Origin of the sequence: Crossiella sp. CA198, from assembly GCF_052078295.1 — a bacterium.
In the GTDB taxonomy this organism is placed as follows: Bacteria; Actinomycetota; Actinomycetes; order Mycobacteriales; family Pseudonocardiaceae; genus Crossiella.
This window is the reverse complement of record NZ_JBQJIM010000024.1, coordinates 106,868-132,290: the sequence shown is the minus strand read 5'-3', so window position 1 is coordinate 132,290 and position 25,423 is coordinate 106,868. Positions and strand designations below refer to the sequence as shown.

Here is a 25,423-nt window from a genome sequence, read left to right as displayed (position 1 = left end):
CGCTTGGTTACGCCGCGTGAGCGCGGCCGGTGGTGCGTAGCTGGTCGGTGTAGGTGCGGAGGGCGTCCAGGGGGACGCGGCGGCTGCGCCCGATCTGCACCGACTCGACCGCCCGGTTCTTGATGAGGGCGAACATCCGGGTGCGGCCGATGGACAGCTGTGCGGCGGCTTGTTCGACGGTGAGCAGAATCCGCGGTGCGGTGTCGAGCTGGGCGGTCATCGGGACTCCTTCGCGGTGGGGGTGTGGCAGGTGGGGCAGAGTCCGTAGCTGAGCAGGATCGGTCCGGCGGCGGTGATCGTGCTGTGCAGCGTGGTGGCAGGCTTGCGGCAGCGGTCGCAGGTGCTGTCCTCGGCCGGGCTGGGGGCGAGCTGGGGGAAGCAGGTCGGGCAGACCAGGTGGCCGGGTGCCCAGACCGCGGCCATGGCGACCTGGGGTGCGGCGCCCAAGTGCCGGCACTTGCGCACGGTGCCGGTGACGATGGCGCACACCAGGGTGGTGAACTGCTCGGCCAGCCACGCCGACGGGGTGGAGCGGGTCAGGGTCATGGACTTCTCGCGGGCAGCGTGGTGCAGCACGCGGTGTGCCTCGGTGCTGGCGGCCTGTACCTGGTCCAGCAGGGCGACGGGGTTGGTGATCGCGGTCATCGGGATCGGGTCCTTCCAGGTCGGGCGGGGTATCCCGCTGTTTGTGCAGCTCAGGGCCTGTACGGGGACACCGGGGACACGGTGTCCCCGAGGTGTCCCCGCTGTTTGTGCAGCTCAGACCCCCTACGGGGACACGGGGACAGCGGGGACACCTCACGGCGGGGCGGTGTCCCCGGCCGGGAAGTAGCGCCCGCCGGACCGGCGCAGCTCGCCATCGGTGAACATCCGCTGGCAGGTCTTCTTGACCTTCTCCACGTCGAGCTGCAACGCGGCTGCGATCTCCGAGGGGCCTTGCCCTGGGGAGGCGCGCAGGTGGCCGAGGATGGTGGCGCGGGTGTCGCCCATGGTGTGGTCGCTGGCCGGGCCGTCCAGCAGGGACCACGCGCCGCGTTCGGGGGCGAAGGCGAGTGCGTGTTCGGCTTCTTCGACGTCGCGGCCGGTGATGTGCAGGACTCCGTCGGCGCGGCCTCGGCCGCGTTCCAGGACCAGTACCGCGTCGGCGGCACCGGCGATGCCGTTGGTGCCGGAGACGGTGGCCAGGAAGTCCTCAGCGGTGGCTTTGCGGACGTGGTGGACTAGGACCACGGCGACCCCGTAGCGGTCGGCGAGGCGCTTGGCGTGCCCGACTGCGGCGTAGTCGGCGTCGTAGGCCGACATGCCCGCGGGCGGGATACCGCGCATCTTGGCGAAGACGTCGATTACGACCATGCGGGCGGCCGGGTGCTCCTCCAACCACGCCGCAATCGCTGCCACGCCACCGGAGGGGAAGGGCGGGCATGCGGTGGCCAGGGTCAGCCCGTCCGGCGCGGGCACGTCCCCCAACACGATCTCGATGCGGTTGCGCAACCGGCGGGGCGTGTCCTCCAAGGCCAGGTACAGCACCGGTCCGGCCTGGACGGGGACGCGCTCGAACGCCAGGCCTCCGGCAGCGATGGACAGGCCGAGGGACAGGGACAGCCAGGACTTGCCGACCTTGGGCGGTCCGGCGAGCAGGCTCACCCCTTCGGCGAGAAAGCCCGGGACGGCCCAGCGCGGTTCGGGGAACTCCATCCCCATCAGCTCGCTGGCGGTCCAGGCCGAGCGCGGACCGGCAGCCGATCCGGCAGGGCCGAGGGTGAACCCGCCAGTGCCGCGCGGCAGCACCAGGCTGCTGGTGGCCGGTGCCGTGAACCCGGGTTCGGCGGTGGTGCCACCTGGTGCGGCGGCCGGCTGTTCGCCGGAGGTTGCGGCCGGGGCGAGAGCGGCTGTACCCGGTGGGGGGACTGCCCGTAGGCGGGGTAGGCCCGGTGCCGGGCTGGTGGTGTCTGGGTGGTTCATGAACGCTCCCACTGGTGGTGTGCGCGGGGTGCTGGTGCGGGGGTGCCGGGGTCGGCAGGCCCAGCCGGGGTGGAATGCGGCTGGGACTGCCGGACCGGCAGGAACCGGCGGCCGTAGGGCTGCCGTTTCGGCAGGCGCTCAGCCTCTGGTGAGGCTGTGTCCGTCGATGGCCCAGCCCAGTCGCCACGCCAGGCTGGTGCACCGGTCGTAGTGCCGTTTCGGCACCGGAACGCATCCGGTGGTGGGCTGTCCGGTGACGATGCGCCGGTTGTAGGCGCGGAGGTTCTCGTCGGTCTGCCGGACCGTGGCGGTGCCGAAACGGCGGACCGTGGCGGCTACCAGGGCGGCCACTGCCGAGGCGTTCAGGTCGCCGGTGAGGTCGGCGTCGGAGAGCAGCAGCGCGGCGGTGAACTCGCCGTAGCTGCCCAGCTCGAACAGTGCCGTGCCGGTGGTGGTGTCGGTGAAGGTGAACCGCGGATCGCGTGGTCCGGCTTGCCGTCGGGTGACCTGGATTGCGGCGCCGGTGAGGGTGGCGGTCATCAGACTGCCGCCTTCGCGCGTGCCCGGGTGCGCCGGGCCGGGGTGCCGGCGGGGAGGCCGTAGAGCTGGGAGACCCGGTCCCGGGCGAAGGTCAGGGCCTCGGCCCGCTCCGCGTTCAGCCCGCCTTCGCCGATCTCCACCTGGGCCTCCTCGACCGAGGGGGAGGCGTTGAGGAGGGTGTCCATGACCAGCTCGTGTGCCAGGGCGTCTTCGGCCAGGTCGGTGAGCTGCATGCCGCCGGTGAGCAGCGTGTAGAGCACGGCCACCAGGTCCTCATAGGAGAGGGCGTAGGTCATGCTGACCTGCACGGTGGCCCGGGTGGTGTTCTGCTGACGCAGGCCGGACAGGCAGTGGGTGGCGTGGCCGCCGATGGTGCCGAAGGCGTGGTTCTGGGGGATCATCTCAGGCCACCTCCGCCGTCTCGTCGCTGTCCAGGTCGGAGGCGGAAGTGTTGTGCCCCAAGGAGTCCAGGGCCTGTCGGGCGTCCTCGGCGGCGGTGTCCTCGAAAGCGCGGAGGGCGTACTCGGGGATGCGCAGGGACTTGCCGATCAGCAAGGCGTCGATCTTTCCGGCCTTGATGGCGCGGTAGATGGTGGCCTTGGAGATGTCGTACCGTTCGGCGACTGCGTTGACCCGCAGGTAGCGGGTAGTCTGGTCCTGCATCTTGTGGCTCCAACCGTTGAGATGTGCGCCCCGGCCGGTGTTCCCGCACCGCCGGGGCTTCTTGTTGTCTGCCGCCGCTCTAGCGATCAGTGCGACAGGAGCAACCGTAGCAACTGGCTTAAGCCAGTGTCAACAAGTGGCGCAAGCCAGTTTCGCTAGACTTGTGGCATGACGCATCCACCCAGGTCGCCGCAAGGCGAGGGCACTCCTAGTCGCCAGCTCGCTGCTGCCCTGCGCGCTGCAATCGAGTCCGGGAGCTTCGGTCCCGGAGACAAGCTCCCGTCGGAGCGTGAGCTGGCCGCAACCTACGATGTCGCTCGTAACACCGCGCGTGAAGCTATGCGTCAGCTGGCGGAATCCGGTCTTGTAGTCGCGCAGCACGGCCGCGGTGTGTTCGTCAGGATCAAACCGCGCCTCATGCGCTTTGGTCAGAGTCGCTATTCGAAAAGGCTCCGAGATGAAACGGGCGTGTCGCCGTTCCATGCTGAAGTTCTTATGCAGAATCGAACGCCAAACGCGAACCTGACCTCAATTGAGCGAATTATTCCACCGAATTTCGTTGCTGAACGACTGAAGGTTGATCCTAACGTGAAGAGTGTCGTTCGTCGGGAAAATTGGTACTTTGCTGATGCGGAGCCAATGCAAATCGGCGTGACTTTTATTCCGTGGGAAATCGCTGAAGGGTCCGAACTGGCGACAGGTGACCAGTTGGGTAAAGGTGACCTATATGCACGATTTGAAGACAAGGGGTATCTAATCACGTACACGCGTGAAGAGGTCACTGCCCGAATGCCTACGCCCGATGAAGTGCGAGGATTGATGTTGCCGGACGGCGTGCCCGTGCTGGTAGTGCTTCACACGGGACTTGATCAGGGGCGTCGGCCATTCGAGCTAACGGAGTTCGTCATGCGTGCTGATTACACCGGTCTTGACTATACGATGGCGGTGGATGCCTAATGTCTCTTGAAATTCGCCCTCGGCAGAAAGCAGATTTTCCTGATCTTGCCCAGGTTCTTGTTCGCGTTCATGCCCGTGATGGCTATCCTGTAGAGGGGGTTACTGAGCCTGAAATGTGGCTAACTCCGCCGCATGAGCTTGCAGCTTGGACCGCGCTCTATGATGGTCTTCCTGTCGGTCAGGTCTCGCTTACTCTTGCCGTTGACGGTGACGATGCTGCAACTCTTTGGCGAGGGGTCACCGGTAAGTCAATTGGCGAACTTGCTATTCCCGCCAGGCTTTTTGTGGACCCTGAGAAACGGCGATGCGGAGCCGGGAAAAAGCTTATGCATGCTGCTTACGAGTTCGCCAGCGAACGCGGGCTTTCTGTCGCTTTCGATGTGATGTTGAAGGATCAGGCCGCGATCAGCCTGTACGAGGCGCTCGGTTGCCGTCGTCTTGGCACCGTCACGCACCATCACGGTGAGGCGCAGTCCGAACGTGCCGCCGTGTACGAGGCACCACCGTGGTCGTCGTCTCGTTGACGGCGGAAGTTCGGAGCGCGTTTGCACAGGCTAGAAGCAGCGCTAGATCGGGGACAGCGCCTGCGCAGATGGTGTCCCCGCTGTCCCCGTGTCCCCGTAGAGGGTCTGAGCTGCACAAACAGCGGGGACAGTCTCGGGGACACGGTGTCCCTGTGTCCCCGAGCTGTCTACCGGGGGCGGTAGGCGTCGCGGCGGTGGGCCACGGTCAGGACCGTGACCGTGCGGGCGGTGTCGTCGATCGCGTACAGCACCCGGTATTCGCCCCGTCGGGTGCTCCACACCTGGTCATACGGTTCGTCCAGGGGCTTGCCGAGACGGCGCGGGTTGCCCGCGACCGGGCCGGTGATGTGCTCGAACAGCGCGGTGGCGACATCCATGGGCAGCCTGTTCATGCTGCGGCGGGCGCCGGGGGTGAAGGTGACCGTGTAGGGCGTAGCCGCGGTCACCGGTCACCGGAACGGGCGCGCAGGTCCGCCGCGATCTCGTCGGCGGACACTGTTCGGCCGGCGCGCATGTCCTCCATGCTTTCGCGCAGGTCTCGGACCAGGTCGGCATCGGCGAGCACGTCGATCGTTTCGCGGAGGCGGTCCAGCTCGCCGGAGGGGACGACGTCGGCGACGTGTTCGCCGTGTGCGATGACGGCGACGGTTTCACCGCCTTCGGCGCGGCGTACGGCGTCTTCCCAGCGGGCGGCCTGCTGGGTGGCGGTGTGCAGGGCGTGCAGGTCGTCTGCGGAGACGCTGACGGGCTGTTCGCTCACTCGGCTTCCTTCCCTGGTGCGCTGGTGAATGTCACGTTCCCAGGGTAGCCGCGCAGGCAGAGGCCAGACAGCCCTACTACCCCCGCGCGGGGGTAGTAGGGCAGGTTCGGGTCTGGACGTCCGGATGCCTGATCAGGACAGCGGTGAGGGCCACGGGAGAGGGCCGCAGGGTCCCCACCCCCGCGCAGTGCGGCTGAGGGCCGTACGGACGCTTTGGCAGGGCGCTGAGAGCCCCGTAGAGCGCCGAACGGGGTGGGGCGGGTGGGTTAGATCGCGGGTTAAGTCGCGGGTTAGATCGGTCGGGCCGGGTTAGATTTCTAACCCGGGGATTAACTCGACCTTAACCCGCCTTGACCTGCGGAAAGTTAGAAAATTAACTGGGTTAGATCGGCCGCTGAACGTGTGTTGATCATGCGTTTTCGGGGGTGCGGCGAGGGTGCGGCCGAGCTAACCCACCCGGGCCAGGCCACCGCGGTCGGGGCAGGCCCACCCCGGGGTGGTCTCGGCCAGTGAGTGAACGAGCGCAGCCCCGCTGGCCATCCTGTCCAGGCCGTTCCACCCTGGTGGGCGCCTGCTCGTTCACTCGTTCATTCCCAGGTCAACAGCCCAGCTCAGCCCGAGTGAACGGGGCCGGGCGGGACCGGGGTGAGTATTCACGCACCAGGTGCTGGCTCACGCGCCCGTTCACCCGCCCCAGGCCAGGCAGAGCGGGCAGCGTCAGCCGAGCCCAGCGACCAGCCCCCTCCCGGGTCCAGCCGGTCTTGCGCGGCTGTAGCCAGGGGGGAGAGGACTTGCCCCGGACGCCATCCGCCCATGTCCAGGCCGCCGTGCGCGGGTCTCAATCAGGGTCTCAGTCCGGGGCCGTCCGGACCGTTTCCCCCGTTGCCCTGGTCTCTCTGACCAGCCAAAACATCCGGGGTGCACGTGTCTGAATGGTCAGCCTGAGAATCTACGTCAAGAAGGTCACCCCACCCGAGGGGGACTGAGTCAGTCGGTCGCCTTGGGATGCCTCGGACTGGCGTAGGTCACCCAGACCAACCGCCGGTCCGGGGCCGGGCAGTACCAGATCCGCCCGCCCGAGGTGACCTCGTACTGCCACTGCTCCAGGGGTTGCCCGTCCACCACGGCCGCGGCGTAGCGGCCCCGGAGCCGGTGCTGCCGGGCCGGGTTCTCCGGTGCGGTCGGCCGTTCGGTGAGCACGATCCACGCTTCCCAGGTGTTCGAGCGCGCGGATCGGCACAGCTCCTCCCAGCCCTTGGCCGCGTCGGCGGTGGCGAACCGCGCTTCCCAGCCACCGGGCGGGGCTGGCGGGGTTACCCGGTCGCCGCGTTTGGCAGGCACGACTCAGACCTCCGTCGGCGCCGGAACCGGACCGAAGTCCCCGTCGAACGGCCCGGCGAGCTTGCCCGCCAGCTCCGGATCCGCGTGGATGATCGCGGTGCTGCGCCATTCCCGGATGGTCTGGTCGAGCACCGACCACTGCCCGAGTTCCGCGGACGCCTGGAACGCCCTGGCGAAGTCCAGGGCGAACTGCGCCTGCTCTTCCACCGGCAGCACGTCCACCCAGGGGAACTCATCGAGCAGAGCCCTGGCCGCCAGTTCACGTGGCAGGTGCGCCAGCACGTTGCGCAGCGCCCGCGCGGCGGTCACCGCGCCGTCAGCGGCGGACTGCGACCGGTCTTCCCGGATCAGCAGCAGCGAGGCGCCGTCGCGTCGCCGGACGCGGACATCGCCTTCGTCGGCGAGTGCCGCGACGCCCTTGGGGTCGCGCTGCAACTCGTGCCACTGCACCTCGGTCACCATGAGCACATTCTGAACTTTTTCAGAACTCCGCGCAAGTGGGGCCTCAGTGCGGCACCGGTTGAACGGGCAGGATCAGCCGGAACAACGCCCCCGGCTGACCCGGTGGCGGCTGCACGCACTCCAGGTTCCCGCCATGCGCCCGCGCGATCCCCTGCGCGATCGCCAGCCCCAGCCCGGCCCCGCCAGACCCCCGGTCCCGCGCGGCGTCCAGCCGTACCAGCCGGTCGAAGATCCGCTGCCGGTCGGCCGGCGGCACCCCTGGCCCGGCATCGGCCACCTCCACGTACGCCCACGGCCCGTACTGACCCACCTGCACCGACACCACGCCGCCGCGTTCGGAGTACCGGCGGGCATTGCCGAGCAGGTTGGCCAGCACCTGGGCCAGCCGGTCCGCGTCGCCGGAGACGGTCACCGCGGTGCCTGCCACCACCACCTGCACGTGGTTGGCCAGCAGCCGGATCCGTTCGGCCTCCGAGCGGGCCAGCGCGAGCAGGTCCACCGGTTCCCAGCGCAGTTCCAGGCCCTCGTCGATCTTGGCGATGGACAGCAGGTCCTCGACCAGCCTGCCCGCCCGCCTGGCCTCGCGGGCCATCAGCACGTTGAGCCGTTCCCGGTCCTCGAAGCTGCTCTCCGGACTGCTCTGCACCACCGCCTCGGCCGCAGCCTGCACCCCGGCCAGTGGGGTGCGCAGCTCGTGCGCGGCGTCGGCCAGGAACCGGCGGACCCGTTCCTCGGACTCCCTGGCCTGGCGTTCCGCGCCTTCCAGGGCGTCCAGCATCTCGTCGAAGGCCGCGGCGGTGCGGCCCATGTCGGTGTTCTTCTTGGTCGGCGCCAGCCTGCCGCCGCGGTGCCCGCCCGCGATGGAGCGGGCCAGGCTGGTCATCCGGTCCAGCGGGCGCAGCGACAGCCGGATCACCAGCGCCTGCACCAGCGCCGCGGCGCCCAGGGTGCCCACGCCGAGCAGCGCCAGCAGCTGGCGCAGCCTGCGCTGGGCCGCGGAGGTCTCGGTGCGGTCGGCGACCAGGATCAGGTTGCGCTTGCCGGTGAGCTGGCGTTCCACCCGCAGCGGATCCACCGGCTCGCCCTGGCCGGGGCCGGTGATCTCCTGGCCGTTGGGCAGCACGATGGTGCCGCGGATGCCGTTGCCGGTGGCCTTGTTCGCCAGGTAGTGGTTGTCCCGGCTGTCCCTGGCCGCGCTGACCACCAGGTCCCCGCGGGCCTGCACCCGGTCCTTCAACTCCCGGGCCGACTGCACGCCGAAACGCCAGTCCACCAGCACGATGAAGGCGATCACCGCCAGCGCGAACACGCCGAAGGAGGCCCAGGACACCCGCAGGCGCAGCGATCCGGTGCGCAGTGGCGGCGGCACGCCGTCGGGCATGCTCACGGCTCGTTCGCGCGCAGCACGTAGCCCAGCCCGCGCACGGTGTGCAGCAGTCGCGGCCCGTGCGCCTCCAGCTTGCGGCGCAACGCGCTCACGTGCACCTCGACCAGGTTCGCGTCGTAGTCCTCATAGCCCCACACCGCGGTGAGGATCTGCGTTTTGCTCACCACCCGCCCGCGCTGGGCGGCCAGGTAGGACAGCAGCCGCAACTCGGTCGCGGTCAGCTCGATGCTCACCCCGACCCTGGAGACGATGCCGCCGTCGGCGTCGATGACCAGGTCGGCGATCTGGGTGGTGGAGGGCACCCGGTTGAGCCGCCGCAGCACCGCGCCCACCCGTGCGATCAGCTCGGCCAGCTCGAACGGTTTGACCACGTAGTCATCCGCGCCGCCGCGCAGCCCGCGCACCCGGTCGTGCACGCCGTCCCGCGCGGTGAGCAGCACCACAGCCGAATCGCACCGGCTGCGCACCACCTCCAGCAGCGCGAACCCGTCCCGGCCGGGCAGCATCACGTCCAGGATCACCAGGTCCGGGCGGAAGGAGTCCAGGTCGGTCTCCAGGGTCCGGCCATCCGGCCTGGCCTGCGCCGCGTAGCCGGCGGCGGACAGTGCGGAGGCCACCGCGACCCGGATGGCCTCGGCGTCCTCGACGAGCAGAACTCGTGCAGCGGTGCTCACCGGTCCCATTGTGGGCCCACCAGCCTGAAGCATGGCTGAAGGCACTCGCGCCGAACCGGGTGTTTCAGCTCTGGTTCAGCTTCGCCGAGGAGCGTCGCTGCCGCACCAACCCAGCTGTCGTATCGCCCAGTCGTCGTGGAGGAACCGTGAACGAGGAGCCGTTGATCGTGCCCGTCCCGGAGCAGCCACCCGCCGAGTCCGCCGCGCCACGCCGGCGCGGGCTCAAGGCACTCGGCCTGGTCGCGGTGATCGGCGTGGCGGGCGCCGCGGTCGGGGCCGTGCTGCTCGGCGGCCTGACCGGGTCGGCCGCGCCGCGCGGCGAGATCGCGCTGGCCGCCGAGCCGGAGGTGGTCCAGGTGGCCGCGCAGGACCGGCAGGCCCGCGGACCCAAGGAGAACAAGCAGCGCCGGGCGCCCGCGGACAGCGCCCTGTTACTCGGCGCGGTGAAGTCGGTGGCGCCGGGCAAGCTCACCGTCACCAGGGACAGCGGCGGCGAGGTCACCGTGGACACCGACGCCCGCACCAGGGTGCGCGGCAACGGTCAGGACGCGCTCACCGGTCTGCGGGCGGGTGACCGGGTCGCGGTCCGGGTGAGCAAGGAGAACAAGGCGCTGCGGGTCACCGCGCCGAAGGCGCACATCACCGGCACCGTGACCAGGCTGGACGGGGACCGGGCGACCATCCTCGGCCAGTCCGGGCTGGCCGTGCCGGTGGACCTGGCTGGCATCCAGGACAAGCCCAAGGTCGGCGACCTGGTCTCGGTCCGCGGTGCCGCGGCCGACGGCGGCGCGCTGCTCAAGGCCGAGCGGCTGGTCCAGGTCCCGGCCAAGCGGTAGCGCTCCGGTTGACCGGGCAGGGGAGCCGTCTGCCACCATCGACAGAGTGGCTCCCCGACCCGCTCCCGTGCGCTGGGGACTGATCCTGCTCGCGGTCGGGCTGGTCGGTCTCGGCACCGCGCTGGTCGTGTGGCTGCGCCCGGTGCTCGCCGGCGGTTCGACCCAGGCGCAGACCCGCGAGGTCAGCGCGGTGGTGGTCACCTCGACGCCGTGCACCGGCCAGGCCGCCAGGGACGTGGTGGAGATCGAGGTCGACGGCCAGAAGCGGCAGGCCACACTGGACGGCTGCGGCCACCGCCAGGGCGAGACGCTCAAGGTCGCGCTGCCCGTGCCGGTGGCCGCCGGTGACCTGGTCGTGCTGCCCGCGGGCGCCGCGCCCACCGGTCCCGGCCTGGAGGGCAGGCTCAGCTCGGTGCTGCTGGCGCTGGCCTGCGTGGCCGGCGCGCTCTACGGCTTCCTGCTGCGGGTCCGGCTGCCGATGCCGCGCCGGGCGAAAGCCCAGCCGGTGGCCAGTCCTGGCTAGTAGAACAGCCGGTCGCCCGCGGTGGCCATCCGGTGCGAACCGCCGTGCCCGGCCACCCAGTCGCGGATCTGCCGGATGGCGTTGCCGCACTGCCACGAGCCGTCGTAGTCCTTCGCGCCGGTCTGCGCCCCGTACCCGGCGATGATGCCGTTCACGCCAGCCACGCCCAGCAGCCGGTCGACGTACCAGGTGTCGTGATAGGTCGTCGTCCAGGAGAACGTCGCCGCGAACCGGCCCGCGTCCCGGTCACCGGCCGCCTTCTTCAACTCGGTGCAGGTGTTCCAGCTCGGCTCGGTGCAGTTGCCGAACCCGTTGCGGATGTCGGAGTCCCCGTAGTCCATCACCCGGCGGCCATTCGGCAGACCCGAGCCGTGGCTGTGGTAGACCCCGCGGACCTTGTCCAGCGATCCGGTGGTGGTGATCCCCTCCAGCGGGCCGAGCCGTCCCTGCAGGCTCTGCCAGCCGCGGCCGCCGACATCGGGGTTGCTGGGGTGGTACTCGTAGAAGCCCCAGAGCACCGGGATGCCCGCGCTGGTCAGTCGTTGCGCCATGTCCCGCAGCCCCGCCACGCTGCACCCGCGGTTGGGCTGCTCGCCGCAGTAGTTCGGATCCTTGAGGTCCAGCCACACCAGCGCGAGCTTGCGCCCCCGGCCGGCCTCTTCGAGGATCCGGGTGAACATGCTGTCCATGCTGGGCCCGTACCGGTTGTTCCCGGCGCTGCTGCAGTCGTGCCAGGCCCGCCATTCGTTCGGATTCCACCAGGCACAGGCGTCGATCTCGATGGCGTTGGCGCCGTGGTCCAGCGCCGCGCTCACCCCGCCGAGCGTGTTGACCTGGTGCGCGATGGCGTACACCGGCCGCTGCGCCGCGGCCGCCGCCGGCGAGGCCGCCAGCAAACCCGTCCCCGCCACACCCGACACCAAGGCCAGAACCGTCGCCGCCACCCGGCCCCACCGCGTCCGGATTCCCGTTGCTCGCACTGGAATTCCCCTCCCGTTGTGCTCCGCTGACCGCACCCACGGTCCCAGCGCGCCATGATCGACAACCACTCGCGGGCGATTGTCAATGCCTCGCCGGGCAGCTCCCCTGCACCTTCGGGTCAGACCTCGGACAGCTCAGCCGAGTTCTTAGGGAACCTGGGAGTCCCGTTTTCCGTCCCACCTCCGCACCGTCGCAACAGCGGAGAGGGGCAGCCCATGGGGACGTTGCCGTGACCGCGGGAACGCGCCGCGCCGAACTGAGACTCGACCCGCGCCAGTTCGCGCTGAGCTGGAAACGGCTGGGCCTGGGCGTACCCCCGGCCGCGCTGGCCACCCCGGCCGGTCCCGAGCAGCCGGGTCCGCCGATGCCGCCCGAGGAAGACCTGGTCCCGGCCCTGCGCCTGCTGGCCACCGCCCAGCGCGAGGTCACCGTGCTGGTCTCCCGCCAGCCCGAGATCTGGGCGGTCGCGGTGGCTTCCGGCGACGCCGGCCTGCTGGCCACCCGCAGCGCGGGCCTGATCCGGCTGCGCCCCGCCTTCGGCACCGCCCTGCCCAGGCTGATCGTCTCGGTCGCGCCCACCCTGCGCGGCGGCCCCGGCCGCTCGGTCAGCCTGCCCAGCGGCGTCTTCGACGAGGCCTGCGGCCGCGCCTACACCGGCGCCGAGGACCTGACCAGCGCGCTGCGCGCCCGCCGGGTCCGGGCCACCGACGCCGAGGCCCTTGGCCACATGCTCAGCGGCATCACCGGCGGCGGCCAGTTCGGCGCCGCCATGCGCGACCGTACGGGCCGCCGCCACGCAGCCGCCCACACGGTCAGCTTCCTGGACACCGAACGCGGCCGCTACCTGCTGGAACAACGCGGCACCTACGACGGCGCCTCCTGGACCACGGTCGCCCCCGGCAACCCGGCCAGGGTGACCGCCCAGGTCCAACGCATGCTCGCCGACCTGGCCCGCACCCTAGGCTGGGACTAAACTACAAGAAACTTTTAGTTTCATGAGAAGCGCATACGCGAAACTAAAGCTTAGTTTGAGTATGAGGTACCATAGTCCGGTGTTTGACGAGCGAGGCCCGCGCGACCGGCTCTGGCAGGTAGCCGCCCGCCAGCGTGGCTACTTCACCGCGGCGGAGGCCCTCGCGGCCGGCTACTCCTACCAAGCGCAGCAGTTCCATCGGAAACGGGGCAACTGGACGCGGGTCGATCGCGGCATCTACCGCTTCCGCGAGTACCAGGACCTGCCCAGCGAGGCCACGGATCAGTTCGTCCGCTGGTCGATGTGGAGTCGCGACCGCGCCGTCGTCTCGCACACCAGCGCGCTCGCGGTGCACGACCTCGGCATCGCCAACCCCGCGGAGATCCATCTGACCGTGCCACCTGACTTCCGGCAGCAGCACAGCGCGGTGGTGCTGCACCGGTCGCGGCTGATGGACCAGGACGTCGAGGCGCACGAGGGATTCCGGGTCACCACCCCGCTTCGCGCCGTCATCGAGACGGCTTCGGCTGGGATTGATCAGGACATCGTCGACTCAGCAGTCGCCGAGCTTCTCTCCAGGGGAGTGACCAGTCGGCGGCGGCTGCTGCACGCGGCGCAGGAGATGGGGGCACGGACGGAACTGGCCGTCGAACGAGCGCTGCGCGCGGAGGCGGCATGACGCAGTACAGGACTGCGATCGATCTGCGTCGAGCGCTGGAGACCCGGCTCAAACAGCAGTCCGAGCACGAGAACAGCGATCTTGGCAGGCTCCGCCGCCGCGTCGTGTTCGACCGGGTGGCCGTGCGCCTTTCCGCGGACGACGGAGCCCAGTGGGTACTCAAGGGCGGCGCGGTACTGGAATTCCGGCTCCGTGAGCGGGCCAGAGCGACGAAGGATCTCGATCTCGCGCTCACCAACGGTGCCGCGGACGGCTTGGCGGTGCGTGAACTTCTGCTGGAGGCGCTCGCCGAAGACCTGGATGGTGACTGGTTCTCGTTCCGGATCCAGCCGCCGGTACCGCTGGCCACGGATACCGCGGGACGCGGAGCCTGGCGATTTTCCGTTGAGGCCTGGCTCGCGGGCAAGATGTTCGCCGCCATCCGGCTCGATGTCGCCGCGCGCGGGGAAGAGCTGGCGGTCACCGAGCAGCTGCGGCTCCCGGGTTTGCTGGACTTCGCCGATATCCCGGCACGGTCGATCGAGGCCGTGGAACCGCGGCAACATTTCGCGGAGAAACTGCACGCGTTGACCCGGGACTACGGTGACCGGCCCAACACCCGGGTCAAGGATCTGGTTGACCTGGTCCTGCTCATCGAGAACGGGCTGCAGGCCAACCGCGCCCTGGTCGACGTGGTTCGCCACGTGTTCACTGTTCGCGGCACCCACCCGTCGCCGGTCACCGTTCCCGATCCGCCACCGCGGTGGAGCAGTCAGTACCCGGAGTCGGCGCACCGGCTCACCGAAACCGCCGACAACCTCCCCGCAGCGCTGAAGCTGCTACGCGACTTCTGGCGCGACGCACTCGACGACGCGACCGGTTAGCACCCTGGGCTGCGACTGAGATCAGCCCGGCAATTCCCAGCTGTTCTCCGCGTCCAGCCGAACGATCTGCCGCCCCCCGGCGATGACCAGCCGGTACCGCCCGATGTCCGGACTGCCCAACCCCTGCCAGCGCGCGTACTCAGCCTCGACCTCGCTCCACAACCGCCGCGGCCCGCCCTCGACAACCGTCCACCCGCCGTCGCCGCCGGTGTTCACATTCGCCCACGACCCGTCCACATGCCGGAAGCTGGAGCAGCTGACACCCCCGCTCCACCCCCAGGTCCGGTAACCGATCTCGCCGATGGTGAGCTGGACGTGCAGCCGGAAACCGGCGGGCGCGCCGTGGCCGCATTCGGTCGCGCGCACCGCGGTGCTCCGCTCCGGGTGCATCGGATCCGGCGTCTCGTCCTCGGTGGTGAACGCGGGCTGCAGGTACACCGGCCACGGAAAGCGCCCGGTCCCATGCTGCTCATCCGTGACCGTCACGATCACCGCGATCCCGTTGCCGGACACGGCGAGGATCTTGCCGCCCGGCTCGCAGCGCGCGAGCGACTCCGCCGGGATCCGCAGCCCGCGTACCGGCGCCGCCGCGATGATCCGCTGATAGGGCGGGCTGACCCTGGCCGAGGGCCGGTAGCCCGCCCTGGCCAGCCGGTCCCGGACCCGGCGCACCGCCTTGGCCTCCGCACCGGTGACGGTCACGTGCTCGCTGCCGTACCGCTCGCACAGCAGCGCGGCGGTGTAACCCAGGCCCGGCCCGGTCACCAGGATGCGGTGACCGGGCTTCGCCTTGGCCGCGTTGAGCAACCGGGCCAGCTCCGCGGCCGGCATCCGGCAGATCGCGTCGGACCGCTGATCGGCCGCCGGCACGAACCGGTCCCGTGGCACGCTCGTCACTAGCTCACGATGTCCGCTTTGGCGTTCCAGGTGTTGCAGTCGCGGCTGTTGTTGTACTTGGCGCCGTGGGTGGCCCAGGCCTTGTTGTTGCCGGGGGAGCCGTGGTCGCGGGGCCGCTTGTTGTTCGGCCAGTCACCGCGTTCGCCCAGGTCGGCGATTGCCGCGTTGGCCAGGTTCCGGTTCACCGAGGCGCGGCCGGAGGCGGCGGCCAGGAACATGCCGGCGAAGCAGCTCGCCTGGAGTTCCTTGCGGCGGGACAACTCCAGCCCGCGGGCCGAGGTCTGACCGGCGTCGTACATCTGGTCCCAGGCCGCGCCCAGGATGCCGCTCATCGACTGCACGTGGTGGCCGTACTCGTGCGCCAGCACGCCCAGGCTCGGACCGGCCTGCACGTTCTGCCCGTCGTTGCGCTCGACTCTGGCGTTCATGTAGATCGTGTGGTTGCGCCCGCAGTAGAACGCGCCGCTGGAGTAGCCGCCGGAGCTGCACGGGCTGTTGTCCTTGCCCACCACCACTTCCAGGCCCGGTGGGTCATCCGGCAGGTTCGCCGCGCGCATGGCGGGCGCCCACGCCTCGTGCATGCAGCGGATCGCCGCGCCGTAGAAGGCACGCAGCGCCTCCGGGTTGGACTTGAACCCTGGCAGGTTGCAGTTCGCCGCCACCACCGGCTTGCCCGCCAGGTGCAGCGGGTTGTCCACCAGCTTGGGCACCGGACGTGGTTGCGGCGGGGCCGAACTGGTCGCGCTGGTGGTGCGTGAGGTGGTGCCGCGACCGGTGGTGGTGCCGGTCGTGGTCGTGGTGGTGGCCGTCGTGCCGTACCCGGTGGTGCGGGCCACCCCGGTGAAGCTCGGGTAGGTGTAGCCGGGCTCGGCGATCGGGGCCTTGCGCCCGGTGCCGACCAGCAGCGCGATCAGCCCCGCGCCCACCACCAGCGAACCCACCAGCACCAGCGCGACCACCGGCCCGGCGGACTTGCGGCGCGGCGGCGGGTACCCGATCGGCCAGGCCTGCTGCGGCGGCATCCACGGCGGCGGCGGGCCACCGGGGCCACCGTGACCGGGCGGCCGCGGCGCGCTGTGCGGCGCGGCCATCGGCGGTGGCATCACCGCCCGCGGCGGCGGCGCGAACCCGCCACTGGGCATCGGCGGCATTCCCGGCCGCATCCCACCGGGCGGACCCGGCGGCATCGGCGGCGGCCCGCCGGGCAGCTGCGGTGGCCCGGGCCGCGGACCGCTGGGCATCGGCGGCCGCTGGTACGGGCCGGAGGGCATCGGCGGCGGCTGCACCACACCGGGCGGTGGCATCCGGCGGGTGCCCTGCGGGGCGATCGGCGCCGGCCGCGGTGGTGGGGCGACCGGCGCGGGTGGCGGCCAGCCTGCGCGCGGACCCTGCTGCGGTCCGGCGCCCGGCGGCGGCCACGAGCCGGGAGGGGGCGGCGTGGTCATGCTCGGTGCTCAGCTCATTTCACGTCTGCGGGCTTGGCCGCCCAGGTGTTGCAGTCCTTCGCGTTGTTGGACGCATAACCCCGCTTGGCCCAGGCTCCCTGGTTCTTGCCGGTGCCGTGACTGGACTGGCTGTCGGGCGAGTCGTCAGCCTGCCGGAAGTCGTTGACCGCCTTGTCGGCCAGCGCCTTGGTCACGGTGCCGCGGCCGACCGTAGCGGCAAGGAACATGCCCGCGAAGCAGTTTGCCTGCATTTCGATGCGGCGGGACAACTCAGCCGAGACCGGCGTGCCCTCCCCGGCCTCCTCCTGCTTCTGCCCGGCCGCGGCCAGCATCCCGCTCAGCGCCTGGATGTGGTGGCCGTACTCGTGCGCCAGCGTGGCCAGGTGCCCGCCGGGGGAGTTGGTGCCGTAGACCCGCAGCAGCCGCTTGGTCGGCATGTAGATCATCGAGTTCCGCGAGCAGTACATGGCCACGAACTGCTCGTCCTTGTCCGCCTTGCCGCAGGCGGTCTCGGTGATGTCCGCCGAGGTGTCCAGCTCCACCTTGTGCGTTGGCAGGTTGGCCGCCTCCAGCAGCGGCGTCCAGGCCCGCTCCAGGCAGTCGATGCCCGCCAGGTAGTAGGTGCGCAGCTGATCGGTGGCCCGGCCGATCTTGGGCAGGTCGCACTGGGCGAAGGCGAGCTTGCCGCCGTCGACCATCAGCGGGTGGTCCTCCAGCTTGCGGGTGGGCCGCGGCCGCAGCGGGGCGGGCGAGGGCTGGGCGGAATCCGGCGCGGCGGTGGTGCCGGGGCTGCCCGGCGAGGACTGCGCGGCGGCATCCGGCTCACCCGCGTTGTCCCCGGTGACCTTGGCGTAGACCACCACCGACCCGACCAGCACGACCAGTACCAGCAGGACGGTCAGCGGCGAGTTCTTGCGGCGGCGCGGCGGCTTCGGCGGCTCCGGATCGAGGTAGCCGGAGTAGTCGGCGTAGCTCGGATACGGATCGTGGTACCCGGGGTAGCCCGAGCCAGCGGACCCGCCGTGTTCTGGCGGCTGACCCGGCCCAGAAGGCGCCGTCATCGCGTCTTCACCCCTCTTTTCCCACTCGATGCCCCGAAGCATAGGTCGATGCCGCTATTCTCCGCTGCCGTGTTGACGAACTGGGGCGCCGTGCTCTCCGCAGCCGTGCTGGCACCTGTCGCGTTCCTCGCTGTGCCCCCGCCGCCCTCGGGCGGAGTCGAGCCCAGCGGCCCCCAGGGGCTGCCCGGCACGATCGCCGCCGACGTCTCGCTCCGGCTGGAGCGCGACGGCAAGCTCAGTGTGACCGAGCAGGTCGCCGTGCCGGAAGGAAAGACGGTCACCCGGACCGTGCCACTGCGCATCGCCGCAGGTGACGACGTGGAACGGGTGTTCACCGTCAGCAAGGCGGCGGTGGAGGGCAAGGGCAGCGTCGAGCAGAACGCCGAGGAGCTGACGCTCCGGCTCGACGCGGGCCAGTCCAAGATCACCTACACCGTCGAGGGCGCGGTCAGCGAGTCCGGCGACGCCCAGGACCTGCGCTGGCAGGTCTCCGGCGGCTGGAGCGCGGACCTGGACTCGGTCACGGTCAGCTTCGTCTCGCCCAAGCCGCCCACCTCGGTCACCTGCCTGGCAGGCGTGCCCGGCTCGGCGACCCTGTGCACCAACGCCCAGGTGGTCGCCGGTGAGGCCGCCTCGGCCCGCAACATCGGGCTCAAGCAGGGCGAGCGGGTCGACCTGGCGGTCGGCCTGGAACCGGGCACCGTGCCCGCCAACGCCCGCTTCGACCAGGGCTCCACCCTGGCCAGGGCCTTCGCGCTCACCCCGCTCACCCTCGGCGGACTCGGCGGCCTGGCGCTGCTGCTGCTCGGCGGCGTGGCCCTGCTCTGGTTCGCCCGCGGCCGCGACGCCAAGGCGCTGGCCAGCGACGTCGGCCCGGTGCAGGTGCTGGTCGCGGACGAGGAACAGCGGGTCAGCTTCGCCTCCCCGGACGGCGTGCTGCCCGGTCAGGTCGGCACCGTGGTGGACGAGCACGTGGACGTGGTCGACGTCTCGGCCACCGTGGTCGACCTCGCGGTGCGCAACTACCTGTGGATCGAGGAGATCCACGGCGGCAGCGGCGTGGCCAACTGGCGGATCGTGCGGCGCAACCCGCCGGATGACTACCTCACCGACTACGAGCGCGCCGTCTACGACACCCTGTTCACCGGCGACCGGGAGCAGGTGCTGCTCTCCCAGCTGCGCGGTGGCGGCGGCCTGGACCTGACCGGCGTGCGCGACGCGCTCTACACCGACGTGGTCGAGCGGCAGTGGTTCACCAGCCGCCCGGACACCGAGCGCACCCGCTGGTGGTGGATCGGCCTCGGCCTGACCGGCCTGGGCATCGCGGCCACCCTGGTGATGGCCTTCACCACCACCTACGCCGTGCTCGGCCTCGCGGTGATCGTGGCAGGCGTCGCGCTGACCGTCGGCGCCCGCTCCATGCCCGCCCGCACCCGCCGGGGCAGCGCGCTGCTGGCCCAGGTCCGCGGCCTGCGCGGCTACCTGCATACGGTCCAGGTGGACGACATCCCGCCAGCCGACCGCGAGATGGTCTTCTCCCGCTCGCTGCCCTACGCGGTGGTGCTCGGCGAGACCGACCGCTGGCTGCGCGCCTTCGCCACCCTGGACTCCGACGCGGACGGCACGCCCGGCCTGTACTGGTACGGGGAATCGGCCCAGGGCGAGGAGTCCACACCCGACCTCCGCCGGTTCGCGGCGCACTTCCCGCTGTTCCTGGCCGCGGTGGACGGGGTGCTCGCCGAGGCTGGGCACCTGCGCGCACTTCGGTAGGGCCCGTAGTCTTACGTCATGTCAGATCCCCAGCTGCACCGGGTGACTCTCGCCAACGGACTGCGCGTCCTGCTCGCGCCCGATCGCACGGCTCCCGTGGTGTGTGTCAGCGTGCACTATGACGTGGGCTTCCGGTCGGAACCCGAGGGCCGCACCGGTTTCGCGCACCTGTTCGAGCACCTGATGTTCCAGGGCAGCGAGAGCCTGGAGAAACTCGCCCATTTCCGGCACGTCCAGGGCTCCGGCGGGGTGTTCAACGGTTCGACACATCCGGACTACACCGACTACTTCCAGGTGGCGCCCTCCGCGGCGCTGGAGCGGATGCTCTTCCTGGAAGCCGACCGGATGCGCGCGCCCAAGCTGACCGAGGAGAACCTGCGCAACCAGGTCGACGTGGTCAAGGAGGAGATCCGGCTCAACGTGCTGAACCGGCCCTACGGCGGGTTCCCGTGGATCACCCTGCCGCCGGTGCTGTACTCCACCTTCGCCAACGCGCACAACGGTTACGGCGACTTCTCCGACCTGGAGCAGGCCAGTCTGCAGGACTGCGCGACCTTCTTCGACACCTTCTACGCCCCGGGCAACGCGGTGCTCACCGTCGCCGGTGACTTCACCGTGAACGAGGCGATTGACCTGGTGCAGAAGCATTTCGGCGACGTGCCTGCCCGCCCGGTGCCGGTGCGGCCCTCCTTCGCCGAGCCGTTCCCGCAGGGCGAGCTGCGCGGGGAGTACACCGACGCGCACGCCACCCTGCCCGGGGTCGCGGTCGGCTACCGGCTGCCCGACCCGGCAGGCGATCTGGACTCCTACCTCAACTACGTGGTGCTCACCGCGCTGCTCACCGACGGGGACTCCTCCCGGTTGCAGCGCCGGATGACCCAGGACGAGGAGCTGGTGGTCGAGGTCGGCGCCCGCTGCGGCCTGCTGGGCAGCGCGCTGGACGCGCGGGACCCGGACACGCTGACGGTGACCGCCATCCATCCGTCCACTGTGGACGTTTCGCGGGTGATCGGCGCGCTGGACGAGGAACTGCACCGGCTGGCCTCCGACGGTCCTGACACCGACGAACTGGCCAGGGTGGAGGCCCGCTGGGCCGCCGCGCTGTACTCCGAGCACGACCGGCTGATGTCGCGCACGCTCGCCCTCGGCGCGGCCGAACTGCTCTTCGGGCGGGCCGAGCTGATCAGCGAACTGCCGCGGCGGATCGCCGGGGTCAGCGAGGAGGACGTGGTGACCGCGGCCAAGGCGCTGCGCCCGGACTCCCGCGCCGTGCTCGTGCTCAACGCCGGAGGAGACCAGTGACCGAGTCCACTGTGACAGCGGGTCTGAAACGCCGCCCACGCACCGCAGAAGAAATCGGCCGCACCGAAGCGGGTCCGCGTCCGCTGCCGCCGCTGGGCGAGCAGAACGTGGCCACCGAAGTGTCCATTGTGGACAAAACGCTGGCCAACGGACTGCGGGTGGTGGCCGCCCAGCGCGCCACCGTGCCGCTGGTCGGCATGCGGCTGTTCGTGCCCTTCGCGGGCACCGACCCCCAGCACCCGGCCATCGCCGAACTGCTGGCCGCCACCGTGACCACCGGCACCGGCAGGCGCAACCGGCTGCAGATCGCCGACGAGCTGGCCCTGGTCGGCTCCTCGATCAGCGCCACGGTCGACCCGGAACGGCTCTCCTTCAGCGGCGAGGGCCTGGCCAGCGGCCTGGACGTGCAGCTGGACGTGCTCGGCGACCTGCTCACCGGCGCCAGCTACCCCGAGGACGAGCTGCTCCGTGAACGCGAGCGGCTGGCCAGCGCGATCGCGCTGGCCCGCAGCGAACCGGGCACCATCGCCCGCGAGGCCCTGCAGAAGCACCGCTACGGCGACCACCCGTTCGTCAAGGAGGTGCCGCTGCACTCCGATGTCGCGGAGGTCTCCGCCGAGCAGGTCCGCGCGCTGCACAAGAACAACCTGCTGCCGCGCGGCTCGATCCTGGTGCTGGTCGGCGATGTCGACCCAGACAAGATGATCGAGGTCGTGGCGGACAAGCTCGGCGGCTGGCAGGGCGAGGGCAGCGCGACGCCGCTGCCCGCGCTGCCGGAGCTGACGGGCGGCGACCTGAAACTGGTGCACCGGCCCGGCGCCGTGCAGTCCCAGTTCCGGCTGTCCACCCAGGCGGTGCCGCGCAACCACCCCAAGTACGCCGCGCTGCAGCTGGCGAACCTGGTCTACTGCGGCTACTTCTCCTCCCGCCTGGTGGAGAACATCCGTGAGGACAAGGGCTTCACCTACTCGGCCCGCTCGGCCTTCGAGTACACCCCCGGCAACGCCACCCTGTTGCTGGACGCTGACACCGCCAGCGATGTCAGCGCCGCCGCGCTGCTGGAGATCCGCTACGAGCTGGGCCGGATGGTGGTCTCGCCGCCGACCCAGGCCGAGGTGGACTCCGCCCGCAACTACCTGATCGGCATGCAGCTCATCGCCGAGGCATCCCAGGCCGGACTGGCGAACACGCTGCTGTCGCTGACCGCCTTCGGGCTGGACTTCGACTGGCTGCGCGCGCACCAGCGCAGGCTGGCGCAGGTCAGTGTGGCGGAGGTGGCCGAGGCGGCCCGCGAGTTCTTCGCGCCGGAGGCCTGGACCGGGGTCGTGGTCGGCGACGCGGACGCGCTGGCCGGAACAATGGGCGCCCTTGGCGGAGTTCTCCTTCCGTGACCCAGGAATTCCAGCTCGACCGGCTGCCCGCACTGTCCAGGTCCACGGTGGACCGCGACGATCTGCTGCGGGACGACGCGGCCCGCCTCGCCGGACTTTGGCGCACGGCGGAGCTGCTCGTTGTCGACAACCGGGGCCGGGTCGAGTTGCGCGAGGGCGGTGCGGGACTGCGGTTGCGCGCCGCGCTCGAGCACTCGCCCGAACCCGGTGACACCGCGGTGCTGCTCGGCACCCAGGACGGCCGCTCGTACTGGGCCGTGCCCGCCGAGCAGGAGCTGGAAGAGGAGAACTGGCAGGACCTCCGGATGACCGGCGCCCTGCTCGACGACACCGACGCGGGTCTGCTGACCACCGCGGTCGGGCTGCTGACCTGGCACCGGCACTCCGGTTTCTGTGCGCGCTGCGGCGCGTCCACCAAGCCCGAACGGGCCGGGTGGGCGCGCCGCTGCACCGGCTGCGGCCGCGAGGAATACCCGCGCACCGACCCGGCGGTGATCTGCCTGGTGCACGACGGCGCGGACCAGGTCATCCTGGCCCGCCAGCCGATCTGGCCGCCGGAGCGCTACTCGGTGCTGGCCGGTTTTGTGGAGACCGGCGAGTCCCTCGAAGCCTGTGTGGTGCGCGAGGTCGCCGAGGAGGTCGGCGTCAAGGTCCGCGACGTGCGTTACCTGGGCAGCCAGCCCTGGCCGTTCCCGCGGTCGCTGATGGTCGGCTTCGCCGCACTGGCCGATCCGGGCGCCACGCTGACTCCCGCCGAGGGCGAGATCGAGGAAGCCAACTGGGTGCACCGGGACCAGGTGCGGGCCGCGATCGCCGCCGGCGGCGAGATCCCGGGCCTGCGCCTGCCGCCGGAGACCTCCATCGCGCGCCGCATGCTCGAGGGTTGGGCGGCAATGCGAGGATGACCCGGTGGGTGACGCCGAGACGCTTCTTGCGGGACTGGATCCGGAACAGCGCGCGGCGGTAGAGGCTCCACGGGGCCCGGTCTGTGTGCTGGCCGGAGCGGGCACCGGCAAGACCCGCACCATCACCCACCGCATCGCCTACCTGGTGCACCGGGGCCTGGTCGCCCCCGGCCAGGTGCTCGCGGTCAGCTTCACCAGCCGCGCGGCAGGCGAGATGCGCACCCGCCTGCGTGACCTGGGCGTGCACCAGGCCCAGGCCCGCACCTTCCACGCCGCCACCATGAAGCAGCTGCGCTACTTCTGGCCGCGAGTCGTCGGCGGCGATCCCTGGCAGCTCATCGACGGCAAGATGCGGGCCATCGCCCAGGCCGCCCGCCGCGTCGGCATGTCCACCGAGACCGAGATGCTGCGCGACCTCGCGGGCGAGATCGACTGGGCCAAATCCTCACTCATCGCCCCCGTCGACTACGCCACGGCCGCCGCCAAGGCCACCCGCGACCTGCCAGCCGCCGCGGCGCAGATCGTGGCGGTCTACGAGTGCTACGAGAAGCTCAAATCCGGCGCCCGCATGCTCGATTTCAACGACTACCTGCTGCATACCGCGGCGGTCTTCGAGGAACACCCCGAGGTGGCCACCGAGTTCCGCGACCGCTACCGCTGCTTCGTCGTCGACGAGTACCAGGACGTCACCCCCCTCCAGCAACGAGTCCTGGACGCCTGGCTCGGCGGCCGCGACGACCTCACCGTCGTCGGCGACGCCAACCAGACCATTTACTCCTTCGCCGGCGCCGCCCCCCACTGGCTGCTGAACTTCCCCCGCCGCTACCCCGAAGCCACCATCGTCCGCCTGGAACGCGACTACCGGTCGACCCCCGAGGTCGTCTCCCTGGCCAACCAGGTCATCAGCGGCGCCCGCGACCGCCCCAGCGGCTCCCGCCTCAAACTCATCGGCCAGCGCCCCAAGGGCCCCCGCCCGCACTTCGCCGAGTTCGACGACGAACCAGCCGAGGCGCACGCGGTAGCCCGCCGAATCGGCAAACTGCGCAAAGCAGGCGTTCCAGCGCACGAGATCGCGGTCCTGTTCCGCGTCAACGGCCAGTCCGAGGTCTACGAACAGGCCCTCACCGAGGCCGACATCCCATACCTGGTCCGCGGCGGCGAACGGTTCTTCAACCGCCCCGAGGTCCGCCAGGCCATGCAGGCCATCCGCGCCGCGGCCCTGACCCGCCCGCGCAGCGAACCCCGCCCCGCTGACCTGGCTGCCGAGTCGCACCCGGCCGCCGAACCCCGCCTCGCTGACTCAGCCCGCCCCGTCGCCGAGCCCCGCCCGGCTGCCGAGTCCCGCCCCGCCGATCTGTCCCGCCCCGTCGCCGAGCTTCGCCGCACCGCCGAGTCGCACCCGGCCCACCCCACCGCCGCGCCGTACTCGCCCGGCCCCCACTCCGCGACCGCCACCGCCCTGGCCCACCGCGCCGCAGGCGTCCAGTCCCGAGTCGCCGACCCCGAGGCCCCGCCCGCCCCCGCCGATGCCGAGGCGCCCCCCGCCGCAGCACCCCGGCCGCGCCCCTTCGACCTGCTCGCCGTGGTCCGCGCCGTGCTCGCCCCCCTCGGCCTCACCCCCCAGCCCCCCGCGGGCGGCGCCGCCCGCGAACGCTGGGAATCCCTCTCCGGCCTGCTCGGCGTGGCCGATGAACTGCTCACCGCCCTGCCCGAGGCCGACCTGCGCCGCTTCTCCGCCGAACTCGACGCCCGCGCCGAGGCCCAGCACCCGCCCACCGTCGCCGGCGTCACCCTCGCCTCCATGCACGCGGCCAAGGGCCTGGAGTGGGACGCGGTGTTCCTGGTCGGGCTGGTCGAGGGCACGTTGCCGATCCAGCACGCCATCGGCGACACCCCGGCCGACGCGGCGGCGATCGAGGAGGAGCGGCGGCTCTTCTACGTCGGGATCACCCGGGCCAGGGAGCACCTGTGGCTGTCCTGGGCGCTGTCCAGGGCCGAGGGCGGCAAGCGGTACCGGCGGCGCAGCCGTTTCCTCAACGGACTGATGCCCGAGGACCATCCGGCCGCGCTACCGGCCCGCGCCCATGGTGTGTCCGGCAACACACTGTCTCGGCAATCGGTCAAACCGGGTTGCCGCGGCTGCGGTGGCGCGCTCATCGGCACCACCGCGATCAAGCTCGGCCGGTGTGCCGGTTGTCCGTCCACTGTGGACGAGGAGTTGCTCGCCCGGCTGCTGGCCTGGCGGGGTGCGCGAGCCAAACAACTCAAGGTCCCGCCCTATGTGGTCTTCACCGACGCCACCCTCACCGCGATCGCCGAACAGCGTCCCGCCGACGACGCGGCGCTGGTGTCGATCTCCGGCATCGGCGCCACCAAGCTGACCAGGTTCGGCGCGGACGTGCTCGCGCTTGTGCACGGCGCGCAATCGTCTGACCACGGGGAAGACACACGATCGGGCAGTTGAAGAGCATTTTGTAAAAAGCGGTTGCATGTCCGCGGGACCGAGCAATAACCTGCAACAGCCGGG

General features: G+C 70.8%; 28 protein-coding genes. 12 read left to right on the top strand and 16 right to left on the bottom strand.

Translation table 11 applies throughout. The features are described from left to right. Positions 1 to 7 precede the first annotated feature (7 nt). The 6 genes from ACTOWY_RS34085 to ACTOWY_RS34060 form a co-directional block, all read right to left on the bottom strand. Positions 8 to 220, bottom strand: coding sequence for an excisionase family DNA-binding protein (locus ACTOWY_RS34085; protein ID WP_441313707.1), 213 nt, complete (start codon positions 218 to 220; stop codon positions 8 to 10). Further along, the gene (locus tag ACTOWY_RS34080; protein WP_441313706.1) at positions 217 to 645 is read right to left on the bottom strand and encodes a hypothetical protein; all 429 of its coding nucleotides are present in this window, start codon (positions 643 to 645) and stop codon (positions 217 to 219) included. The genes ACTOWY_RS34085 and ACTOWY_RS34080 overlap by 4 nt, the downstream gene beginning before the upstream one ends. 153 nt (positions 646 to 798) lie before the next feature. Further along, positions 799 to 1,962: an AAA family ATPase gene (locus ACTOWY_RS34075; RefSeq protein WP_441313705.1), complete on the bottom strand. Its 1,164-nt coding sequence runs from the start codon at positions 1,960 to 1,962 to the stop codon at positions 799 to 801. Positions 1,963 to 2,100: 138 nt separating this feature from the next. Continuing rightward, positions 2,101 to 2,502: a hypothetical protein gene (locus ACTOWY_RS34070; RefSeq protein ID WP_441313704.1), complete on the bottom strand. Its 402-nt coding sequence runs from the start codon at positions 2,500 to 2,502 to the stop codon at positions 2,101 to 2,103. Further along, positions 2,502 to 2,903 carry a hypothetical protein gene (locus tag ACTOWY_RS34065; RefSeq protein ID WP_441313703.1) on the bottom strand — a complete coding sequence of 134 codons (402 nt, stop codon included), beginning with the start codon at positions 2,901 to 2,903 and terminating at the stop codon, positions 2,502 to 2,504. Before ACTOWY_RS34065 ends, ACTOWY_RS34070 begins: the two co-directional genes overlap by 1 nt. A 1-nt stretch (position 2,904) precedes the next feature. Further along, the gene (locus ACTOWY_RS34060; protein ID WP_441313702.1) at positions 2,905 to 3,165 is read right to left on the bottom strand and encodes a helix-turn-helix domain-containing protein; all 261 of its coding nucleotides are present in this window, start codon (positions 3,163 to 3,165) and stop codon (positions 2,905 to 2,907) included. 168 nt (positions 3,166 to 3,333) lie between these two features. On the opposite strand from ACTOWY_RS34060, the gene ACTOWY_RS34055 reads away from it, so the two are divergent. Further along, the gene (locus tag ACTOWY_RS34055) at positions 3,334 to 4,122 is read left to right on the top strand and encodes a GntR family transcriptional regulator (RefSeq protein WP_441313701.1); all 789 of its coding nucleotides are present in this window, start codon (positions 3,334 to 3,336) and stop codon (positions 4,120 to 4,122) included. Continuing rightward, the gene (locus ACTOWY_RS34050; RefSeq protein WP_441313700.1) at positions 4,122 to 4,646 is read left to right on the top strand and encodes a GNAT family N-acetyltransferase; all 525 of its coding nucleotides are present in this window, start codon (positions 4,122 to 4,124) and stop codon (positions 4,644 to 4,646) included. Before ACTOWY_RS34055 ends, ACTOWY_RS34050 begins: the two co-directional genes overlap by 1 nt. A gap of 167 nt (positions 4,647 to 4,813) precedes the next feature. Here ACTOWY_RS34050 and ACTOWY_RS34045 read toward each other — a convergent pair whose 3' ends face one another. From ACTOWY_RS34045 to ACTOWY_RS34020, 6 genes are all read right to left on the bottom strand, one after another. Beyond that, positions 4,814 to 5,092, bottom strand: a complete 279-nt coding sequence (locus ACTOWY_RS34045) for a type II toxin-antitoxin system RelE family toxin (RefSeq protein WP_441313699.1) — start codon at positions 5,090 to 5,092, stop codon at positions 4,814 to 4,816. Beyond that, on the bottom strand, positions 5,089 to 5,406 hold the full coding sequence (locus ACTOWY_RS34040) for a hypothetical protein (protein ID WP_441313698.1): 318 nt from the start codon (positions 5,404 to 5,406) through the stop codon (positions 5,089 to 5,091). Before ACTOWY_RS34040 ends, ACTOWY_RS34045 begins: the two co-directional genes overlap by 4 nt. A 987-nt stretch (positions 5,407 to 6,393) precedes the next feature. Beyond that, positions 6,394 to 6,747 (bottom strand): hypothetical protein, encoded by a 354-nt coding sequence (locus tag ACTOWY_RS34035; RefSeq protein WP_441313697.1) that lies wholly within the window; start codon positions 6,745 to 6,747, stop codon positions 6,394 to 6,396. A gap of 3 nt (positions 6,748 to 6,750) precedes the next feature. Next, a complete protein-coding gene (locus ACTOWY_RS34030; RefSeq protein WP_441313696.1) occupies positions 6,751 to 7,209 on the bottom strand; it encodes a hypothetical protein in 459 nt (152 codons plus the stop codon). Positions 7,210 to 7,252: 43 nt separating this feature from the next. Next, positions 7,253 to 8,590, bottom strand: a complete 1,338-nt coding sequence (locus ACTOWY_RS34025) for an ATP-binding protein (RefSeq protein ID WP_441313755.1) — start codon at positions 8,588 to 8,590, stop codon at positions 7,253 to 7,255. Positions 8,591 to 8,592: 2 nt separating this feature from the next. Continuing rightward, positions 8,593 to 9,279 (bottom strand): response regulator transcription factor, encoded by a 687-nt coding sequence (locus ACTOWY_RS34020; protein ID WP_184999956.1) that lies wholly within the window; start codon positions 9,277 to 9,279, stop codon positions 8,593 to 8,595. A 137-nt stretch (positions 9,280 to 9,416) separates the two neighbouring features. On the opposite strand from ACTOWY_RS34020, the gene ACTOWY_RS34015 reads away from it, so the two are divergent. After that, on the top strand, positions 9,417 to 10,106 hold the full coding sequence (locus tag ACTOWY_RS34015) for a DUF5666 domain-containing protein (RefSeq protein ID WP_441313695.1): 690 nt from the start codon (positions 9,417 to 9,419) through the stop codon (positions 10,104 to 10,106). A 46-nt stretch (positions 10,107 to 10,152) separates the two neighbouring features. Continuing rightward, a complete protein-coding gene (locus tag ACTOWY_RS34010; RefSeq protein ID WP_441313694.1) occupies positions 10,153 to 10,629 on the top strand; it encodes a hypothetical protein in 477 nt (158 codons plus the stop codon). On the opposite strand, the gene ACTOWY_RS34005 is transcribed toward ACTOWY_RS34010, so the two are convergent. Further along, positions 10,626 to 11,540, bottom strand: a complete 915-nt coding sequence (locus ACTOWY_RS34005) for a hypothetical protein (protein ID WP_441313693.1) — start codon at positions 11,538 to 11,540, stop codon at positions 10,626 to 10,628. The two genes, ACTOWY_RS34010 and ACTOWY_RS34005, sit on opposite strands and share 4 nt — an antisense overlap. A 299-nt stretch (positions 11,541 to 11,839) precedes the next feature. On the opposite strand from ACTOWY_RS34005, the gene ACTOWY_RS34000 reads away from it, so the two are divergent. The 3 genes from ACTOWY_RS34000 (at position 11,840) to ACTOWY_RS33990 (ending at position 14,125) form a co-directional block, all read left to right on the top strand. After that, positions 11,840 to 12,583 (top strand): ESX secretion-associated protein EspG, encoded by a 744-nt coding sequence (locus ACTOWY_RS34000; protein WP_441313692.1) that lies wholly within the window; start codon positions 11,840 to 11,842, stop codon positions 12,581 to 12,583. Positions 12,584 to 12,662: 79 nt separating this feature from the next. After that, positions 12,663 to 13,262 carry a type IV toxin-antitoxin system AbiEi family antitoxin domain-containing protein gene (locus tag ACTOWY_RS33995; protein ID WP_441313691.1) on the top strand — a complete coding sequence of 200 codons (600 nt, stop codon included), beginning with the start codon at positions 12,663 to 12,665 and terminating at the stop codon, positions 13,260 to 13,262. Further along, positions 13,259 to 14,125, top strand: a complete 867-nt coding sequence (locus tag ACTOWY_RS33990) for a nucleotidyl transferase AbiEii/AbiGii toxin family protein (RefSeq protein ID WP_441313690.1) — start codon at positions 13,259 to 13,261, stop codon at positions 14,123 to 14,125. The genes ACTOWY_RS33995 and ACTOWY_RS33990 overlap by 4 nt, the downstream gene beginning before the upstream one ends. 21 nt (positions 14,126 to 14,146) lie before the next feature. Here the strand turns inward: ACTOWY_RS33990 and ACTOWY_RS33985 are convergent, their stop codons facing one another. The 3 genes from ACTOWY_RS33985 to ACTOWY_RS33975 are packed head-to-tail and all read right to left on the bottom strand — an operon-like array spanning position 14,147 to position 17,528. Continuing rightward, the gene (locus tag ACTOWY_RS33985; protein ID WP_441313689.1) at positions 14,147 to 15,022 is read right to left on the bottom strand and encodes a hypothetical protein; all 876 of its coding nucleotides are present in this window, start codon (positions 15,020 to 15,022) and stop codon (positions 14,147 to 14,149) included. Then, the gene (locus ACTOWY_RS33980; RefSeq protein ID WP_441313688.1) at positions 15,022 to 16,467 is read right to left on the bottom strand and encodes a neutral zinc metallopeptidase; all 1,446 of its coding nucleotides are present in this window, start codon (positions 16,465 to 16,467) and stop codon (positions 15,022 to 15,024) included. The genes ACTOWY_RS33985 and ACTOWY_RS33980 overlap by 1 nt, the downstream gene beginning before the upstream one ends. Positions 16,468 to 16,481: 14 nt before the next feature. Beyond that, a complete protein-coding gene (locus ACTOWY_RS33975) occupies positions 16,482 to 17,528 on the bottom strand; it encodes a neutral zinc metallopeptidase (protein ID WP_441313687.1) in 1,047 nt (348 codons plus the stop codon). 69 nt (positions 17,529 to 17,597) lie between these two features. On the opposite strand from ACTOWY_RS33975, the gene ACTOWY_RS33970 reads away from it, so the two are divergent. The 5 genes from ACTOWY_RS33970 to ACTOWY_RS33950 are packed head-to-tail and all read left to right on the top strand — an operon-like array spanning position 17,598 to position 25,360. Next, positions 17,598 to 19,298, top strand: coding sequence for a DUF2207 domain-containing protein (locus tag ACTOWY_RS33970; RefSeq protein ID WP_441313686.1), 1,701 nt, complete (start codon positions 17,598 to 17,600; stop codon positions 19,296 to 19,298). An 18-nt stretch (positions 19,299 to 19,316) separates the two neighbouring features. Next, the gene (locus ACTOWY_RS33965) at positions 19,317 to 20,600 is read left to right on the top strand and encodes a M16 family metallopeptidase (RefSeq protein WP_184999947.1); all 1,284 of its coding nucleotides are present in this window, start codon (positions 19,317 to 19,319) and stop codon (positions 20,598 to 20,600) included. Next, the gene (locus ACTOWY_RS33960; protein ID WP_441313685.1) at positions 20,597 to 21,991 is read left to right on the top strand and encodes a M16 family metallopeptidase; all 1,395 of its coding nucleotides are present in this window, start codon (positions 20,597 to 20,599) and stop codon (positions 21,989 to 21,991) included. The genes ACTOWY_RS33965 and ACTOWY_RS33960 overlap by 4 nt, the downstream gene beginning before the upstream one ends. After that, positions 21,988 to 22,896, top strand: coding sequence for an NAD(+) diphosphatase (gene nudC, locus ACTOWY_RS33955; RefSeq protein WP_441313684.1), 909 nt, complete (start codon positions 21,988 to 21,990; stop codon positions 22,894 to 22,896). The genes ACTOWY_RS33960 and nudC overlap by 4 nt, the downstream gene beginning before the upstream one ends. A 4-nt stretch (positions 22,897 to 22,900) precedes the next feature. Continuing rightward, positions 22,901 to 25,360: an ATP-dependent DNA helicase UvrD2 gene (locus ACTOWY_RS33950; protein ID WP_441313683.1), complete on the top strand. Its 2,460-nt coding sequence runs from the start codon at positions 22,901 to 22,903 to the stop codon at positions 25,358 to 25,360. Positions 25,361 to 25,423: the final 63 nt, after the last annotated feature.

Coding starts and splice junctions, on each gene's coding strand:
- ACTOWY_RS34025 (WP_441313755.1), bottom strand. CDS start 8,590: ATGCCCGACGGCGTGCCGCCGCCACTGCGCACCGGATCGCTGCGCCTG.
- ACTOWY_RS34030 (WP_441313696.1), bottom strand. CDS start 7,209: ATGGTGACCGAGGTGCAGTGGCACGAGTTGCAGCGCGACCCCAAGGGC.
- ACTOWY_RS34075 (WP_441313705.1), bottom strand. CDS start 1,962: ATGAACCACCCAGACACCACCAGCCCGGCACCGGGCCTACCCCGCCTA.
- ACTOWY_RS33980 (WP_441313688.1), bottom strand. CDS start 16,467: ATGACCACGCCGCCCCCTCCCGGCTCGTGGCCGCCGCCGGGCGCCGGA.
- ACTOWY_RS34070 (WP_441313704.1), bottom strand. CDS start 2,502: ATGACCGCCACCCTCACCGGCGCCGCAATCCAGGTCACCCGACGGCAA.
- ACTOWY_RS34055 (WP_441313701.1), top strand. CDS start 3,334: ATGACGCATCCACCCAGGTCGCCGCAAGGCGAGGGCACTCCTAGTCGC.
- ACTOWY_RS34020 (WP_184999956.1), bottom strand. CDS start 9,279: ATGGGACCGGTGAGCACCGCTGCACGAGTTCTGCTCGTCGAGGACGCC.
- ACTOWY_RS33990 (WP_441313690.1), top strand. CDS start 13,259: ATGACGCAGTACAGGACTGCGATCGATCTGCGTCGAGCGCTGGAGACC.
- ACTOWY_RS34060 (WP_441313702.1), bottom strand. CDS start 3,165: ATGCAGGACCAGACTACCCGCTACCTGCGGGTCAACGCAGTCGCCGAA.
- ACTOWY_RS33965 (WP_184999947.1), top strand. CDS start 19,317: ATGTCAGATCCCCAGCTGCACCGGGTGACTCTCGCCAACGGACTGCGC.
- ACTOWY_RS33975 (WP_441313687.1), bottom strand. CDS start 17,528: ATGACGGCGCCTTCTGGGCCGGGTCAGCCGCCAGAACACGGCGGGTCC.
- ACTOWY_RS34085 (WP_441313707.1), bottom strand. CDS start 220: ATGACCGCCCAGCTCGACACCGCACCGCGGATTCTGCTCACCGTCGAA.
- ACTOWY_RS34050 (WP_441313700.1), top strand. CDS start 4,122: ATGTCTCTTGAAATTCGCCCTCGGCAGAAAGCAGATTTTCCTGATCTT.
- ACTOWY_RS34080 (WP_441313706.1), bottom strand. CDS start 645: ATGACCGCGATCACCAACCCCGTCGCCCTGCTGGACCAGGTACAGGCC.
- ACTOWY_RS34065 (WP_441313703.1), bottom strand. CDS start 2,903: ATGATCCCCCAGAACCACGCCTTCGGCACCATCGGCGGCCACGCCACC.